At 37.3% G+C, this 17043-nt stretch carries 13 protein-coding genes and 1 pseudogene; 1 reads left to right on the top strand and 13 read right to left on the bottom strand.

From position 1 onward, the window contains the following. Nucleotides 1-28: 28 nt before the first annotated feature. The 13 genes and pseudogenes from KE503_RS01275 to KE503_RS01215 form a co-directional block, all read right to left on the bottom strand. Complete coding sequence (locus tag KE503_RS01275) at nucleotides 29-1009, bottom strand: ribokinase (RefSeq protein WP_117945216.1); 981 nt, start codon at nucleotides 1007-1009, stop codon at nucleotides 29-31. A 97-nt stretch (nucleotides 1010-1106) separates the two neighbouring features. After that, nucleotides 1107-1640 (bottom strand): helix-turn-helix domain-containing protein, encoded by a 534-nt coding sequence (locus tag KE503_RS01270; protein WP_212384321.1) that lies wholly within the window; start codon nucleotides 1638-1640, stop codon nucleotides 1107-1109. A gap of 114 nt (nucleotides 1641-1754) precedes the next feature. After that, nucleotides 1755-4016, bottom strand: a complete 2262-nt coding sequence (recD2, locus tag KE503_RS01265) for an SF1B family DNA helicase RecD2 (RefSeq protein WP_117945218.1) — start codon at nucleotides 4014-4016, stop codon at nucleotides 1755-1757. Nucleotides 4017-4095: 79 nt separating this feature from the next. Further along, nucleotides 4096-5109 carry a rod shape-determining protein gene (locus tag KE503_RS01260; RefSeq protein WP_055196313.1) on the bottom strand — a complete coding sequence of 338 codons (1014 nt, stop codon included), beginning with the start codon at nucleotides 5107-5109 and terminating at the stop codon, nucleotides 4096-4098. A gap of 161 nt (nucleotides 5110-5270) precedes the next feature. Continuing rightward, complete coding sequence (locus tag KE503_RS01255) at nucleotides 5271-6131, bottom strand: class I SAM-dependent methyltransferase (RefSeq protein WP_055196314.1); 861 nt, start codon at nucleotides 6129-6131, stop codon at nucleotides 5271-5273. A gap of 192 nt (nucleotides 6132-6323) precedes the next feature. Beyond that, on the bottom strand, nucleotides 6324-7631 hold the full coding sequence (locus tag KE503_RS01250) for an ATP-binding protein (protein ID WP_055196315.1): 1308 nt from the start codon (nucleotides 7629-7631) through the stop codon (nucleotides 6324-6326). Nucleotides 7632-7844: 213 nt separating this feature from the next. Further along, nucleotides 7845-9062, bottom strand: a complete 1218-nt coding sequence (locus KE503_RS01245) for an ATP-binding protein (protein WP_055196316.1) — start codon at nucleotides 9060-9062, stop codon at nucleotides 7845-7847. Nucleotides 9063-9308: 246 nt separating this feature from the next. Continuing rightward, a pseudogene (locus KE503_RS01240) lies at nucleotides 9309-10142 on the bottom strand (glycerate kinase family protein); the annotation flags it as partial. Next, nucleotides 10097-10213, bottom strand: a complete 117-nt coding sequence (locus tag KE503_RS14800; RefSeq protein WP_022374899.1) for a glycerate kinase — start codon at nucleotides 10211-10213, stop codon at nucleotides 10097-10099. The pseudogene KE503_RS01240 and the gene KE503_RS14800, both read right to left, overlap by 46 nt. Nucleotides 10214-10248: 35 nt before the next feature. Continuing rightward, a complete protein-coding gene (locus tag KE503_RS01230) occupies nucleotides 10249-12909 on the bottom strand; it encodes a calcium-translocating P-type ATPase, PMCA-type (RefSeq protein WP_212384320.1) in 2661 nt (886 codons plus the stop codon). A gap of 307 nt (nucleotides 12910-13216) precedes the next feature. Then, nucleotides 13217-15145, bottom strand: coding sequence for a DUF2207 domain-containing protein (locus KE503_RS01225; RefSeq protein WP_249182925.1), 1929 nt, complete (start codon nucleotides 15143-15145; stop codon nucleotides 13217-13219). Nucleotides 15146-15169: 24 nt separating this feature from the next. Then, the gene (locus tag KE503_RS01220) at nucleotides 15170-15766 is read right to left on the bottom strand and encodes a LemA family protein (protein WP_117944141.1); all 597 of its coding nucleotides are present in this window, start codon (nucleotides 15764-15766) and stop codon (nucleotides 15170-15172) included. 62 nt (nucleotides 15767-15828) lie between these two features. After that, nucleotides 15829-16395 carry a DUF5688 family protein gene (locus KE503_RS01215; protein WP_212384319.1) on the bottom strand — a complete coding sequence of 189 codons (567 nt, stop codon included), beginning with the start codon at nucleotides 16393-16395 and terminating at the stop codon, nucleotides 15829-15831. 168 nt (nucleotides 16396-16563) lie between these two features. On the opposite strand from KE503_RS01215, the gene KE503_RS01210 reads away from it, so the two are divergent. Continuing rightward, nucleotides 16564-16908 carry a helix-turn-helix domain-containing protein gene (locus KE503_RS01210; RefSeq protein ID WP_212384318.1) on the top strand — a complete coding sequence of 115 codons (345 nt, stop codon included), beginning with the start codon at nucleotides 16564-16566 and terminating at the stop codon, nucleotides 16906-16908. The last annotated feature ends 135 nt before the right edge of the window (nucleotides 16909-17043 follow it).

Raw genomic sequence — 17043 nt, 5'->3', positions numbered from 1 at the left:
GTTCAAACAACAAAAAAGAGATGCATTTTTATGCATCTCTTTTTTGTTCCATATATTCTCTTACTTTCTTCGATGTCGGAAGTGATTCTATAGCCCCTGGTGTAGCGATCGACAAAGCTGCTGTATAATTGGCTATGGACAATACTTTACCTACTGAATCATCCGTACAGATTCTTGTACAAAATGCTCCGATAAATGCATCCCCTGCTGCTCTTGGATCAATCAGTTCTACATCTTCGACTGCTTTCTTATAATAAAATCTCTCTGGTGTGTTCATGATCACACCTTTCTCCCCCAGTGTCACAAGAACGGTTGGAACTCCTCGTCCTCGGATCACTGCAGATGCAACCCTTGCTTCATCCAGATTAAATCGTGTCCAGTCCCTCTTCCAATCACTGTGAATCTTAACTCCTGTCATCGATTTAGCCGCCTGTTCATTGACGATCAGATATGTAATATGCTGCATAAATTCCTTTGATAGTTTCTTTACCGGTGTTGGATTAAGCACAACATCTACCTGATGTTCATAAGCATATCTCGCAACTTCTTCATTAACTTCCATCGGTACTGCATTCTGTAAAACTACCAGATCATATTTCTCAATCTCGTCTTCCAGATAACAGATCTCATCTACTGTAATTGCCATACATGCTCCTGGTACGATGATGGATCTTTTCTTTACTTTCCGTCCAGGAATCTTCTCTAATAATACGATAGAAGAACCTGTCGGCAATGTATCATCATATAAGATCTGTTCTGTGTGTACACCTGCTTCTTTGCATACCTTGATCAGTTCTTTTCCATCCTGATCTCTTCCGATCTTCCCGATCAGTGTGACATCTGCCCCTAATCTTGCCATCTGAACCGCCTGGTTTGCGCCCTTGCCACCAGGTGATTTCTGGATGTCTTCTCCCATGACAGTCTGTCCTTCTTCTGGTATCACGCTTGTTTCAATCCCATGGTTCATCATAAGACTTCCGACTACCAGAATCTTTGGTCGTTTGTTCATATTTGAATTCCTCACTCTATATATTAACTCTCAATCTGTTGAAATCGGAGCTCACAAATTTATTATAATATTGTCTGAATCCAAATACAATCGCAACTTATTTTTCTTTTCGTTTTCTTTTAAAGAAATGTCTTCTTTCTCTGGATGCTGCAATTTCTTCCCTTGCTTTTTGCTGGTTTCTGATCATTTCATCAAGTTTCTTAAAGCGTTGTTCTTCTTCTGATTCCCGCAGCCGAAACTGATAATCAACTTCTTTTGCCACCCTGTCTGATACTTTGGAGCTGATCTGATCTGCAATGTAATCTTTCTGCTCAAGGATTGCCTGTCCCATGATCTTTACAAGTACTTTCTGAAACTCTTTCATTTTCTCTGACGTATTGATCTGTTTGCCCGCTGGAAATGGAATGATATTTCCAGAAAGTTTCCGCTTGATCTCCTCACTGTCTAATCCTGCATTTTTTAAATCCCTGATCTGCTCAAATGTGCGGATTTCTTTTTCGCCATAATAACGGTATCCTTTTTCATTTCTCGGTATTGTTAGTGAAAATTCTTCCTCCCATGTTCTAAGGTTATATGTTTCAAGACCTAACTGTCTGGCCGCTTCTGATATCATACGTCTTTTTTCTTTCATATTTCCCTTCCTTTCCTCCCCTTCATTATAAGGTTTCAAAAGATTCGGAAACAAGAGAAACCGTCCTCTAAAAGATGACGGTTTCTTACATTATTTTCTTTATTTTTCGTACATTTACAGACCAAATTCATCCATCCCATCTTCATTTGATTCGTTTGCAATCTGATTTAGCCTATATGCAAGTGTTGTGTATCTTCGCTGCTCATTTACATTCTGTATCATTGAAAACAACATATTCCTGTCCCCAACGATCGTTAAGCAGTTCCTTGCCCTTGTAACTCCTGTATACAAGAGATTCCTGTGAAACAATACCCTTGGACCGCTTAAGATTGGCATAACAACGGCCGGATACTCACTTCCCTGTGATTTATGAATCGTTACAGCATATGCAAGTTCTAATTCATCCAGATTTGCATATGCATACTGTACTTCTTTTGTCTCATCAAATAATACTGTGATTTTTTCTGTATAATCATTAATTTCTGTGATGATTCCCATATCACCATTAAAGACTCCAACACCTTTATCTACAGTAAATCCTTTGCTGTTTCGCATCTCCCATTCCAATTGGTAGTTATTCTTGATCTGCATGACCTTGTCGCCTTCTCTAAACAATCCAAAAGCAACCTCTTTTTCTTTCTTCTCGTCAGATGGGGGATTTAAATACTGCTGCATTACCTGATTTAATCTTTCTACTCCAAGTTCACCCTTACGCATTGGTGTTAATACCTGAATATCGTAAGGTTTCGCATGGACATATCCCGGCAGTTTATCCCTGACTAAATAGACTAATACTCCAAGGACATCCTGAATATTATTTCTCTGAAGAAAAAAGAAATCTCTGCTCTTATTATCTAATTCCACAGGTCTTCCCTGATGGATCAGATGGGCATTTCTTACAATGTGGCTTCCTTCTTCCTGACGGAAGATCTGATTTAATTCTACAACTTTAAATTGTTCGGATGCAATCATATCTTTTAAAACATTTCCTGCACCAATTGATGGAAGCTGGTTAGAATCTCCCACGATCACAAGCCTTGTTCCAGGTACCATTGCCTGTAACAATGCATTCATTAGATACAGATCTACCATAGACATTTCATCAATGATGATAACATCTGTTTCTAGTGGATTACCTGCGTTACGTTCAAACATCGTGGCTCCTTTTCGCAAGTCACGTTCTTTGTCAGCCTCTCCATTGATCTCAAGCAGACGATGAATCGTCATAGCCTGATATCCTGTTGCTTCTGTCATACGCTTCGCTGCTCGTCCTGTTGGCGCAGCAAGCCTGATATCCAGTCCTTCATGTTCAAAATACTGGATCATTCCATTGATCGTTGTTGTTTTACCAGTTCCAGGTCCTCCTGTTAAAATAACAATACTATCCTCTGCGACCGCATGAATCGCTTCTTTTTGTTTCTCCGCAAATGTAATCTGTTCGTTTTCTTCGATCATCGCGATCATCGTCTCCACTTCCGAAACAGAAATATCATAATGAATATTCAGATCAAGAAGCATCCTTGCCGTATTGACTTCCATGTGATACTGGCTTGCTGCATAAACTCTCGTTTCTTTATCTTCCTCAATGACAATCTTACGGTCGATCATCATTTCCAATAAATGTTCTTCGATATCCTCTGGCGTTACTCCTAAAATATGTGCTGCATTTCTGCATAAAATATGCTTTGGAAGAAATACATGACCTTCATTCAAAGCTCTCATTAACGTATAGAAAATTCCAGAAATAATACGATAATCTGAGTTACTTCCGATTCCAACTTTCTTTGCGATCTCATCTGCGATCTTAAATCCAACTCCTGCGATATCATCGGTCATCTTATAAGGATTTTCCTGTATGATCGTATATAAATGATCTCCATATTCTTTATAGATCTTAACTGCCAGATTATTATTGATCCCATAGCCGGACAAGAACATCATTGCCTGACGCATCTCCTGCTTCTCACTGAATTCTACGGCGATCGCTCTCGCCTTCTTCTCACTGATCCCTTTAACTTCGGCAAGCCGTTCTGGTTCTTCTTCAATGACACGGAATGTATCCATTTTAAACTTCTTAGTAATACGTTTTGCAAGAGCTGGTCCAATCCCCTTGATCGCACCGGAACCTAAATAACGTTCCATGCTGTCAATATCATCTGGTGCTACGATCTCATATGTCCTCATCTGAAACTGCGGTCCATGAACCGGATGATCCACATAATCTCCCTCCATGGAAATGTATTCACCTTCATTTAAGAATGGAAACAACCCAACAACAGTTTCTTCATCGCCATCCACGTCGAGACTCAATACTGTGTATCCATTATCTTCATTTCGAAAACGTATATGATCCACATATCCTTTCAAATATGTCATTGTTTTTTCTCTCCTTTCTTAAATAACGTGAATTAAGGCCAGGATGTATTGCCATCCTGGCCTTTTGAATCTTTCGTGATTATTTTTTCTTTGTTTTTTTCTTGTCATCTTCTGCAAGATATTCGATATATTTTCCTGTACCGATCGCTACAGCTGTTAAAGGATCCTCTGCTGTCATTGTGTTGATTCCAGTCTTTTCTTCGATCAGTTCTTCTAATCCCTGAATTAAAGATCCTCCACCTGTTAAGACGATTCCACGATCAGAAATATCTGCTGCTAATTCTGGTGGAGTTCTCTCCAGTACATTGTGTACTGCGTCTACGATCTGGTACGCAGGTTCTCTTAAGGCTTCTTCTGTTTCTTCAGATGTAACAGTTACTGTCTTAGGAAGTCCTGTTACAAGGTTACGTCCACGAACATCCATTGTAAGATTTTCTGGACGTTTGTATACTGTACCTACATTAATCTTGATATCTTCTGCTGTACGTTCTCCGATCAATAAGTTATGTTTCTTACGCATAAAACGAACGATAGCTTCATCAAAATCGTCTCCAGCTACTTTGATAGAATTGCTTACTACAACTCCACCTAAAGAAATAACAGCGATATCTGCTGTACCTCCACCGATATCAACGATCATATTTCCACATGGTTTTGCAATGTCGATTCCTGCCCCGATTGCTGCTGCAACTGGTTCTTCAATGATAGAAACGTCTCTTGCTCCTGCCTGATATGTTGCATCTTCTACTGCTTTCTTCTCAACTTCTGTAGCACCACTTGGTACACAGACACTGATGCGAGGCTTTCTTCCAAATAAAGATTTACCAACTGTTCTGTCGATAAAATAGCTTAACATCTTCTCTGTTACTGTATAATCAGAGATAACTCCCTGACGTAATGGACGAACTGCCACGATATTTCCTGGTGTTCTTCCTAACATTAAACGTGCTTCTTCTCCAATTGCTTTGATCTTATTTGTATTTCTGTCAAATGCCACTACGGATGGCTCTTTTAATACGACGCCCTTACCTTTAACGTAAACTAAAACGCTGGCGGTTCCTAAATCAATTCCAATATCTGTTCCTGCTGCCATGGCAAAAAATTCCCCTTTCGCTTTCTCTTATCTATCATTATTATGTTATATCTTCTTCATCAGTATACACATGTACACATACTTCTCTTATTATATACATTTCTGCGGAAAATTCAACGTTTTTTTACATATTCCGCTAAAATTCAGTAAATCTTAAGAACTTACTTTTCCCAGCGTCCAGAAGCCCCGCACGGAAGTACCAATCCGTTTGATGAAACCGGTAATCCGATCTCATCTGAAATGACTTTTCCACCGAATTTTGCTGCTACCTGAGTTTCTAACATATAAGTTAAAACTGCAGGTTGTAAACCTGTTGTATAAGAGTTTACAAGGAAAAATAATGGATCATCTGATAGAATCTTTGTACATAGTTCAATGAATGGATAAATCTTCTCTTCGATCTTCCAGATCTCACCTTTTGGTCCTCTTCCATAAGATGGGGGATCCATGATGATTCCATCGTAGTGATTGCCTCTTCGGATCTCACGTTCTACAAACTTCACACAGTCATCAACTAACCATCGGATTGGTTTTTCTCTTAATCCGGAAAGCTGTGCGTTTTCTTTTGCCCAGTTTACCATACCTTTGGATGCGTCAACGTGTGTGACTGATGCTCCTGCTGCTGCAGCTGCAAGTGTTGCTCCTCCTGTGTAAGCAAATAAGTTTAATACTTTAACAGGTCGTCCTGCTTTTCTGATCTTTTCAGAGAACCAGTCCCAGTTCACTGCCTGTTCTGGGAATAATCCTGTGTGTTTGAAACTGAATGGCTGCAAGTGAAACTTCAATTCCTTGTAGTGAATATCCCATGTCTTAGGGAGATCAAAAAATTCCCACTGTCCACCGCCTTTATGACTTCTGTGATAATGGCCGTTTGGCTTCTTCCACTGTCTTAATTTCTTTGGTGTATTCCATAGTACCTGTGGGTCTGGTCTTACCAGAAAATAGTCTCCCCAGCGTTCTAATTTCTCACCGTTTGATGTATCTAAGACTTCATAGTCTTTCCATTGGTCTGCTAACCACATATTGTATATTCTCACTTTCTGTTTCTTCTATAAAAATATCATCATTGAAATATCTTCTTTCGTATGTATCTACATACTTATGTTTATTATAGCCTAAAGACAATTTCTTTCGCAAGGGTTCTATATAGAAAAAAAGAACTTTCTGCATCTTTACCATACAGCAAGTTCTTAAATTAAGTAATAGCTATGATTTTACGCCTGAAGTCCCATTAAATGATTAATAAACTGCTGTGCTGTACGTCCAGAAATTCCTCCATGGCTTAATTCCCATTTGTTTGCTTCGAGTTTCAGTTCGTCTTCTCCCATTTTAATTCCTGCTTTACGAGCAAGTTCGAATACGATCTCGAAGTATTCTTTCTGGCTTGGTTTTGAGTAGTTGATCGTAACACCAAAACGATTTACCAGAGATAATTTTTCTTCCATTGTATCGGATCTGTGCATTCCATTGCTATTTTCAACATCATTTCTATCGTTCCATGTCTCTTTGATCAGATGACGACGGTTGGATGTTGCATAAATTAAGATATTCTCAGGTTTTGTCTCAACACCACCTTCGATAACTGCTTTTAAGAATTTGTATTCAATCTCAAATTCTTCGAAAGAAAGGTCATCCATGTAAATGATGAATCTGTAGTTTCTGTTCTTGATCTGAGCAATTACATTAGAAAGATCTTTAAACTGATGTTTATAAATCTCGATCATACGCAATCCCTGATCATAGTATTCATTTACAATAGCTTTGATACTTGTAGACTTACCTGTACCGCTATCACCAAATAGCAGAACGTTGTTTGCTTTTCTTCCTTCAACAAATGCTTCTGTATTCTCAACAAGTTTCTGTTTCTGAATCTCATATCCGACAAGATCAGACAATACAACTTTGTCCATGTTATTGATCGCGCGGAAGCGGATGTTATTATCTCCACATTCTTCGATACGGAATGCTTTATTAAGGCCAAACATACCAACTCCATATGCTTTGTAGAAATCTGTAACCATATCAAAAAACTCGTTCTCGTCTTTGGCTGTCTCTAATCTCTCACTTAATGCCTGAACTTTTTCACTGACATTCTTATTGTACATTAATTCGGGTTTACCGATCGCTTTATAATCAGAGATTCTGCTAAAGCAGTCAACTCCTAATTCATCTTCGATTCTGCTAAAATCAAAATCAAATAATTCTTTGAATGCTTTGAAATCACTCTTTGCAAAGTGGTTAACACTTCCTTCGCTGGCACCAACTTTTTCACATGTGATACTGAATGGATTTTCATTTGTGATCAGTAAGTATGTTAAATAATTGTGCCACAGATTCTTATCAAATGCGTAATCTGTTGCAACTTCTAAGATTCTTTTTACCTGTTTAAATACTCTTGTTCTTAAAACATCTTTTGTTTGTGATCCTTCGTCCATGCAGCGGAAAATATCACTTAACTGCATTAAGATGGATTCTTCGTCCATGTCACCATAGATCAATAATTTTGATACGATATTATACATCTCTTGTCTTCCCCCAAACTTTCTCTTAAAATCATTCTTTTGTAACTGTTAGCAATCGTTACGTTTATTTTGGTCTTAGGTACGATTTTATACCTTTTGATTTGTATTTTTCAATAGTTTTGAAATATTTTCATGTAAAAGTTTATGTTTTTAGAAATCTTTCGTACATCGTTTTACAATATCACATGGCACCTTAAGATTCTGGCCGATTTCTTATTCTGTTTTTCCAATCAGCCAGTCAAGTGCATTAATTCTTCTAATTCCTTCATAATCCGCTTCTGGATCTTCATCCAATGTTAGCAAAATCTTTTGATAATGATCATGAATCTTTTGAAGTGGCAACAATTCTCTCTTTAATGTTTTTTCGTCTCGAACTGTTGCAGCTACCTGATAATAGATGATCCTTTTTTGATCCATACAAACAAAATCGACTTCCAAATCATCAAGCTTTCCTACATATACTTCATATCCTCTTCGGATCAACTCTAAATATATGACATTTTCCAATATATGTCCAACATCTGTTGATCTGCTTCCTAATAACATATATCTTAATCCAATATCAGCAACATAATATTTTTCTAATGTTTTCAGATATTGTTTTCCCTTGATATTATATCTTTTCGCCTGATATATAACATAGCTTTCCATAAATGCTGTCAAATATTTTTCAACTGCTCTTACATCTATTTTCCTTCCAGCTGATGTCATGGTGTCTGCAATCTTCTTTGTAGATAATTGATTCCCAATATTATCAAAAATAAATCTTGTAATACTTTCTAACATCATCGTATCTGTAATCTTATGTCTTTGAGCAATATCTTTTACTATAATTGTATTATAAATTCCATCCAGATAATCTCGGATTTCTTTCGGATGTCCAGCTAATTCCAATGCATATGGAAAAGAGCTGTTTTCCAGATATGTTGTATATTTTCTTTGAAGATTATCCTCATCTCCAGTACTTTCTACATATTCTTTAAAGGACAATGGCAGCATTTTAATTTCTACATATCTTCCAGATAATAATGTTGCAATTTCAGATGATAGCATGTTGGCATTTGAACCTGTCACATATAGGTCAACATTATTTTTTATATATAAACTGTCTACAACTCTTGGAAAATCTTCACATTGCTGAATTTCATCCAAGAATATATAATTCATCTGGTCTGGCAATAGTCGTTCTTTGATATATGCATAAAGTTTTTTAGGATCTCTCATATCATAAAAATCATAATCTTCAAGATTTATTGCTATGATCTGCTCATTTGTTACTTTCATTTCTTTCTGCAAATAATCTTGATAAATTTCCATGATCGTAGATTTTCCGCATCTTCGGATTCCTGTAATAACTTTAATTAACTGTTTATCTTTAAATGCGATTAACTTATTTAAATAGTCGTCACGACTTATTATCTTACTTACCATTTTATTATCCTCCTTTTATAAATTTTATTATATTTTAGCTTTTTATTTCATTATTTTCAATAGTTTTATACAATTGATGTATAAAACTATTGCATTTTGTATATTTTTTGTAATTTTTATACTATTTTTTTATAATCAACAAACTTTTTATAATATATTTTTTGTAAAAGACAATAAATTCATACAAAAATAGTGAGACCGGAATTTCTATTTGTTCTTGTCTCACTATTTTTACTTACAATATTCTTATTTTAATACTTTTACCATTCGAAACACCTGCTCTACTGTATCCATCAGATTCTCATTGGCATTTTTCTTCTTCATTGCATCTTCCAATGATACAGCTGATCTTACAATTGGAAAATATGCATCAATTCCTGCTTCGTTGCATGCAGCTGCACCTTTGGTCACTGCTCCTGAGAATCCTAATACTAATTTTCCATATTTCTTCGCAAGTTTTGCTACTCCGATCGGTGCTTTTCCCATCGCTGTCTGAGCATCTAAGCATCCTTCTCCTGTGATCACGATGTCCGCATCTTTGATCTCTTCTTCTAGTTTTGTTTCATGTAAGATCAAGTCAACACCTGACTTTAGGGTTGCATTTGTAAACGTTAAAAATGCAAATCCTAAACCACCTGCTGCTCCTGTTCCTGGTTTATTAGCATCTGCTTTTGTAAAGCTTTGTTTTGCAATCTTTGCATAATCTGCTAACCACTGATCCATGTCTTTTACCATCTGCTTCGTGGCACCTTTTTGTGGACCAAAGATCGCACTGCAGCCTTCTTCTCCACATAATGGATTTGTCACATCGCAGGCAATATGAAATTCACAGTCTTTTAATTCTGAGATTACATGGTCATCTTTGATCTTTGCTAAATCTTTTAATCCGATTGCTCCGTGTTTGATCTGATTTCCATCTTTGTCGAGAAAATCGTATCCCAACGCCTGTAACATTCCAGCCCCACCATCATTCGTTGCACTTCCACCAATTCCCATGATGAAACGTCTGCAGCCTTTATGAATCGCATCAGTGATCATCTGTCCAACTCCATAAGTTGTTGTGTATAATGGATTCCTTTTTCAATTGCATGTGCTGCTTGGATTGATGTCAGACTTCCCTTCAATGAATCAATCGCAATTACTACTTTCATCCGAAAACCTCCGCTTTCTTTTGTATCTTATCAACTTATTTTCCACATTTGAATACTAATTTTCTCAGACAATCCACAGGAATCATCGTCATTGACAACAAGACTGTGACAATCCAGCCTTTTGCCCCAAATGGAATGCAGCTAAACATATTTCCGATCCATGTAAATAGTGGAAACGGAATCAGTGCTGCATTTACGATAATGATCTGTACTAACATGATGATAAAGAATACCTTTAAGAAATCTGGATTTTCATTTAATCGTTTAAAGATTCCAAACCTGTCATCTCTAACATTGAATCCATTAAATAATGCACTAAAGATAAATAATACAAAATACGCTGTCAAATGTTCGGCTTCATTGTCAAATATATGACTGATCACTGGAAGTTTTAAGAATAGAAAACTTAAAATAACCAACCATACTCCTGACCATCCGATCTGTATTGCCATATCTTTACTGATAATACTCTCATCACGTTTTCTTGGTGCCTCTTTCATATATTTATGAAGTGCTGGTTCATTTCCAAGCATCATAGCTCCAAGACCATCCATGACTAGATTTACAAATAGTAAATGTGTAACCTTCAATGGTTCTTCCACACCAAAAAATGGTGCAACCGCGCTGACAACAACGGCTGCCACGTTGATCACTAGCTGAAATCTACAGAACTTCAAGATATTATGATAGATCGTTCTTCCATACCAGATGGCATCTTTGATCGATGAGAAATTATCATCCAAAATGACGATCTTACCAGCTTCTTTCGCAGCTTCCGTTCCACTTCCCATCGCAAATCCGACATCTGCTCGTTTCAATGCTGGAGAGTCATTGACACCATCACCTGTCATACCTACGACAAGATTCATTTCCTGGCACAGACGTACCATTCTTGACTTATCTGTCGGCAATGCCCTTGCAATAACACGGATCTCTGGAAGGATCGCTTTGACTTCATCATCACTCATCTGATTTAACTGTGCAGAAGATAATGCTCTGTCTGATTCATTCTTTAATAATCCTGCATCCTTTGCGATCGCTACTGCCGTCTCCAAGCGGTCACCTGTGATCATTACAACTTGAATTCCAGCTTCCTGAACTTCTCTGATCGCATCTTTTGCGGATGGTCGGACATCATCCCTGATCGCAACTAACCCTATGAGTACAAGATCATCATTGATCTGATTCTTTACAAGTTCTTTCTCTGAATAGCCAAATGCAAGAACACGCATTGCTTTTGCTGCCAATGCATCGATTTTCGCATTTAATGCCTTATGATCGATCTCTTTGATCTCCCCATCTGCGTTTATATATTTTACTGCCTTTGTAAGTAAACGTTCTGGCGCACCTTTATAAAATGTTTTTCCTAACACTTCAATTCTTGCCTGACTGAATTTATTGGATGAGTTAAATCCCTGATGTGTTGTAACTTTACATTCTTTGTTCTCATCTAACATATAAAATGTCTCTTCTCCAATAAATTTTAATAACGCCTGATCCGTCGCATTCCCACCAATAACTTTATGGTATACATCAAACATCGCCTGCGTGTTTTTCCCGATCGCAAGATCTAATAATCCCTTTACTTTTCCATGCTGTTTTAATTCTTTTGGAGGAATGGAAGTTCCATCTGCTGTAAAAAAGTCAACAACTTCCAACTCCCCTTTTGTGATCGTTCCTGTCTTATCACTAAATAAGATATTCAGGGAACCTGCAGTCTCAATTCCTTCCGCTTTACGGACCAATACATTATGATCTAACATCTTACTCGTATTCTGCATCAAAACAAGCGAGATCATCAAAGGAAGCCCCTCTGGAACCGCACAGACGATAATTACAACCGCCAGTGAAACTGCATTGATCAAATCCTCAACAACCTTCGCAACACCCATAGCAAAATATGCCTGAATACCACCAGCCATTAAAATAAAATATCCAAAATATAACGCTGCGATCACGATCGCACCAATATATCCAAACTTAGAAATCTGATCAGCAAGCTTAGAAAGTTTGACCTTCAATGGAGAATCTGGTTCTTCTTCCTGCATCTCCTCAGCCATCTTTCCCATCATTGTATGGAGTCCAACTCTCTGGACATCCATCACACCTTCCCCATCAAAGATCACAGCCCCACGGAACAAAGAATACGAATCTACAAATGTATCTCCCGTAATCTCCTCCGCTAGATAAATATTCTCTCCGGCTGCCTTCTTCTCACACTCCTCTGCTTCTCCATTTAAAGCAGAATTATTCACTCTTAAACTTCCTTCATGCAAAATACCATCCGCAGGAATCTTATCCCCCGACTGCAATAGCACCTGATCACCGACAACCACATCATCGACATCAATGACTGCCACGACACCATTTCTGTGGACCTTACACTGATCTTTCTTCGCACTTTCCTTCAATTCTCGATACTTCGTATCACTGGCAACCCCAGTCTTCGCCGTAACAAACGCCACGATCAAAACCGCTACGATCGTACCTGTTGGCTCATAAATCTCTGCATACCCGAAGAAAAACATTACGATCATCAGACCCGCGATCACAAGCAGCACCCGGATCATCGGATCCTGAAACGTCTCCTTAAACTCCTGCCAAAATGTTGTCGGCTCAGAGTCCGGAATCTCATTGGAGCCATATTTGGCTCTAGATTCCTTTACTTCTTTATCTGTAAGACCTTTTATGTTCATAAATAACTACCTCCTAACCAAATAACTAGTAAAATTTATTTCTGATTTTCTTTAGTATAACAGAAAACAGTTAAAACAAAACACCTTTGTAATATTTTAGCATAAAAAAGTGGGCTGCAACCATGCAGCCCACTATAATGAAAAGAGAGGATTAAAATATATATGAAAAACTATGTCTTAAGTATACCAAAATCTCCACTTCATTCAATATTCTAAATCTAAACAATTCTAAAGAAATTATAAACTTGTATAAAGAGAAAATTATCCACAATTATATTTATGTTACAAAATAACTATCAACAATCAGTCACCAGCTGCCGCCTCCGCCGCCTCCGAATCCGCCTCCGGAGAATCCTCCGCCACCAGAAAATCCACCAGAGCCTCCGCTGTCTTTGGATGGTTCCACGATCGTCAGATTCTCGGACACCACATGATCCATATAATGTCCCATCATGTAATAATGGAAGTAAGGATCACTGCCACCATAGACATACCAATCTGGTGCAGGGAGTTTTAATGCATCCAGTTTCTTTGCATATAGATCAAATAATCCAAATACCATAGAATAAGGTAGAATATGATAAAACATACCTGGTTGGTCTTTTGCCAGTACTTTCATTCGATCTAACTCTGCTGTCTCAATGAAATCACGAAGTCCTGCTAAATACCCCATCCATTCCACACACTGATGGGTTCTCTTCTTCATAAATGCCGTTAAAATCACTCCGATAAATGATACCACAACAATGACAAGATACACACCAAAGAAATCAAATAATTCACCTCTCTGTATCTTCACATAATAATACAATCCATAGAAAATAAATCCTAAAATAGAAAGTAATGCAGACGCAATCGGCAGGCCAGTTCTTGCTCCTTTTGAAATAGCATACCATTTATCTACACTGTGACATACAAGGAACATTCCGATAAAGTATAAAATCCATGCCATCAATGGAAGGATAAGATTTAAGATTCCATCTGGACTGTACAGCATCATAACAAATGCAAATAAACAGATTGGAAGCTGCATTAGTACAAATGATATAATTCTTGCAGATTTTGATGATGTTGTATAAATCTTTTTCCTATACTCATACTTAATATCATCTTTTACAATAGCAACTGTATCTGCAAATTTATATTGCAGTGAAGAAGCGTTCACTTGATCTTTCTTCTTAAATAACTCTTTAAACATCGTTTGCTGGTATCTTGGCTCTGATTCAGGAATATCTTTAAGTTTGATAAACTCCATATCTTCTTTGCCTTTTTCTTTCATCTTCAGATATCCCTTATCTGCCCAGTAAAGGATCAATGAAATAACGTCTTTGTCATCTACAGATCCATCTATTACATATCCAACAACCGCACTGTCCATTCCTTCTGGTGGCTGATATTGGATAGATGGGATGATCTTTTCATCGCGTCCAAACCTGGCAAATAGCACAGCTATGATCAGAAGAATTCCAATCGTGACCACAAAAATAAATCCACCCGCTCCGATTTCATTTCTTTCTGTAAAATACCCATCTCCTAGATCACTGTAACATGTCAATCCATTTTTAAATGGTAAAGACTTCTTCAATGTTCCTGTGATCTGCGCATTTTTCTCATCATATTTTAAAGTCAGCACATCCTTTGCATTCTTTGATTCACCATAACGCCCATAGAAAAAATTCACACTTTTAAGATCTGTTTTCTTTGGAAAATGAATCGTAAATGTACTTCCTTTTGGTATGTTATTTCTCCAGAGAGTTGGAAAAATATTGTAATACAAATAATCAAATGTATCTCCCTGATATTGTGGTGTCAGCTGATACGTGAATTTATAATTTCCTTCGTTTACCGTATAATCCTCGGAACCAAACTGCAATACCTCACTGTTACCATCAGAATCTTCTTGTAAATCTGTATTGCTGTCATTTTTTAACAGATCAAAATCTGCATAATAAAGTAGTTTTTTCTGACCTCCATTCTTGTCGATCGTTACCACATTCCCTTTGTATGGAATATAGCGGTAAATTCCATGTCTTGGATTAACAAATTTTACTTTGATATTCTCCGTTACTGTATAACTTCCGTCTTTCCCAACCTTGACATTAACATCAAATTTCTTTGTCTGCATATTCGAATCATATGTAACTTCATCATCTGCAAACACATTATTTCCTGTCCCCATAAAAATCATGGCAGCCATCATGACTGCCATTATGATACAGGTAATCCACTTTTTCATAGTGCTTTTCCCCCTGTTCGATCATTAGAATTTTACCTGTACATTCTCACGTTCTGATTCATTAGAAACCTCAAATAATGGTTTTCTCTTAAATCCAAAGATTCCTGCTATGATATTGCCAGGGAATAATTCTGTCTTTGTATTGTAGCGGTTTACAACCCCGTTATAATATCTTCTGGAGCCTGCGATTTCTTCTTCTAGTCTCTGAAGCTGATCTTGCAGTTTATTAAAGTTCTCATTTGCCTTTAATTCCGGATAACTTTCAGATACTGCAAATAAGGATCTCAGTGCTCCTGATAACACATTCTCCTGCTTGATCTTATCATCCACGCTTGTTGCTGTCATTGCATGATTTCTCGCTGCAACGACTCTCTCTAATGTCTCTGATTCGTGTTTTGCATAACCTTTGACTGTCTCCACATAGTTTGGGATCAGGTCATAACGTTTCTTTAATGAAACGTCCATTGCTGAAAATGCTTCTTCTGTCTTATTTCTTAATGTTACAAATCCATTGTATGAACTGATCAGCCATATCACTATGATAAGCACGATCACTCCGATTACGATCATTGGTATCATATAGCTCGCCCCTTTCTTATCTTGGCTTGTTTTCTCTATCATACGTTATTCTATGCTAAACTGCAACAATGAAATTCCCATCTGAAATAATCTAATTTTTCTAACTAAAACAATCCAAAAAATTCTCTTTGCAGCCTATCATAATAATAAATATTATCGGATAATATCTCATCTGTTTTCAACATTTTATTTGACTCTTCGATAATATCCAGCAGATTTTCACAGCTTAGACTTCCCTGATCCAGCAAGATAATACATTCATGAATGCTTGTTGGAAGTAAATAAAGGTTATCGTGATATTTGCAGGCAAAATTGTATAATAAGTTCTCATAACAGATCACACCCGAACCATATCTTCGTACATCATTTGACAGAAGAAATACCGGTTCATCATCTGTATGACCAATGATCTTTTTATCTGCTGGCTCAATTCTTTCTGGAAGTAATCTTGGCGTATTCTTTTTTGCCATTTTCCATAACTGATCTGTAGTCCATCCATGATCTGCTGCCTGTCTTGCATCAATTGGATGCACTGTGTATCGATCTGTATCTAACATTCCAAATACTACCGCCATATCTTCAAATATCATATATGGTCTGTCTTTTAATTGATCCTGCCTTGACTTAAAATCTGTCAGGTAATAAATAATTCTTCCTGTCTGTGTTTGCATTCCTTCCTCTTTCTCGTTGTTCTCCTGTTTTCCTGCTTAATTATTCTGTTTTCCTACCTATCATAACACTTACTATTGCTATCAGCAATATTTTAGAGTGGGACTGTCACTGTGGGATAGTGGTTTTTCATAGCTCTCGGTAATAGTATTTTTTTATGGAGGTATTTTATGAAAATCGACTTAAAAGAATTAGGAAAACGTATCAAACTCATACGCAAAGGGCAGGATCTTACACAGGAAATGTTAGCCGAAAAAGCAGGTGTCAGCCAGCATTATATTTATGAAATTGAAGCTGGACGAAAGGCTATGTCTATTCATAGTTTTGCATCTTTAACATGTGCCTTAGATGTTTCTGCTGATTATCTTTTATTTGGAGATGAGCTGCAACTGCTGGATGTCGATACTCCTTCATCTCATAATCAATTAATGGAAATTGCTGCTGAATTGAATCCGTCACAGAGAGATCATGTATTGGAGATTCTGGAAGTGATGGTTCCTTATATAAAGAATTAAGTTTATACAATCAAAACCACCGGCTTAGCCGGTGGTTTGTACTAGCCCTATAAGGGCTTATTACCGACGCTAAGTCTAAAGACTCATCGAATTTGGTTCGCCAACTGTACCGTCATTTACTTATTAAGCCCTATG

It is taken from the genome of Anaerostipes sp. Marseille-Q3525, assembly GCF_018223505.1.
Taxonomy (GTDB): Bacteria; Bacillota; Clostridia; order Lachnospirales; family Lachnospiraceae; genus Anaerostipes; species Anaerostipes amylophilus.
This window is presented reverse-complemented; position numbering and strand designations above follow the sequence as displayed.

Coding starts and splice junctions, on each gene's coding strand:
- KE503_RS01255 (WP_055196314.1), bottom strand. CDS start 6,131: ATGTGGTTAGCAGACCAATGGAAAGACTATGAAGTCTTAGATACATCA.
- KE503_RS01220 (WP_117944141.1), bottom strand. CDS start 15,766: ATGATAGAGAAAACAAGCCAAGATAAGAAAGGGGCGAGCTATATGATA.
- recD2 (WP_117945218.1), bottom strand. CDS start 4,016: ATGACATATTTGAAAGGATATGTGGATCATATACGTTTTCGAAATGAA.
- KE503_RS01230 (WP_212384320.1), bottom strand. CDS start 12,909: ATGAACATAAAAGGTCTTACAGATAAAGAAGTAAAGGAATCTAGAGCC.
- KE503_RS01260 (WP_055196313.1), bottom strand. CDS start 5,109: ATGGCAGCAGGAACAGATATTGGAATTGATTTAGGAACCGCCAGCGTT.
- KE503_RS01270 (WP_212384321.1), bottom strand. CDS start 1,640: ATGAAAGAAAAAAGACGTATGATATCAGAAGCGGCCAGACAGTTAGGT.
- KE503_RS01215 (WP_212384319.1), bottom strand. CDS start 16,395: ATGCAAACACAGACAGGAAGAATTATTTATTACCTGACAGATTTTAAG.
- KE503_RS01245 (WP_055196316.1), bottom strand. CDS start 9,062: ATGGTAAGTAAGATAATAAGTCGTGACGACTATTTAAATAAGTTAATC.
- KE503_RS01275 (WP_117945216.1), bottom strand. CDS start 1,009: ATGAACAAACGACCAAAGATTCTGGTAGTCGGAAGTCTTATGATGAAC.
- KE503_RS01225 (WP_249182925.1), bottom strand. CDS start 15,145: ATGAAAAAGTGGATTACCTGTATCATAATGGCAGTCATGATGGCTGCC.
- KE503_RS01250 (WP_055196315.1), bottom strand. CDS start 7,631: ATGTATAATATCGTATCAAAATTATTGATCTATGGTGACATGGACGAA.
- KE503_RS14800 (WP_022374899.1), bottom strand. CDS start 10,213: ATGAAAGTAGTAATTGCGATTGATTCATTGAAGGGAAGTCTGACATCA.
- KE503_RS01210 (WP_212384318.1), top strand. CDS start 16,564: ATGAAAATCGACTTAAAAGAATTAGGAAAACGTATCAAACTCATACGC.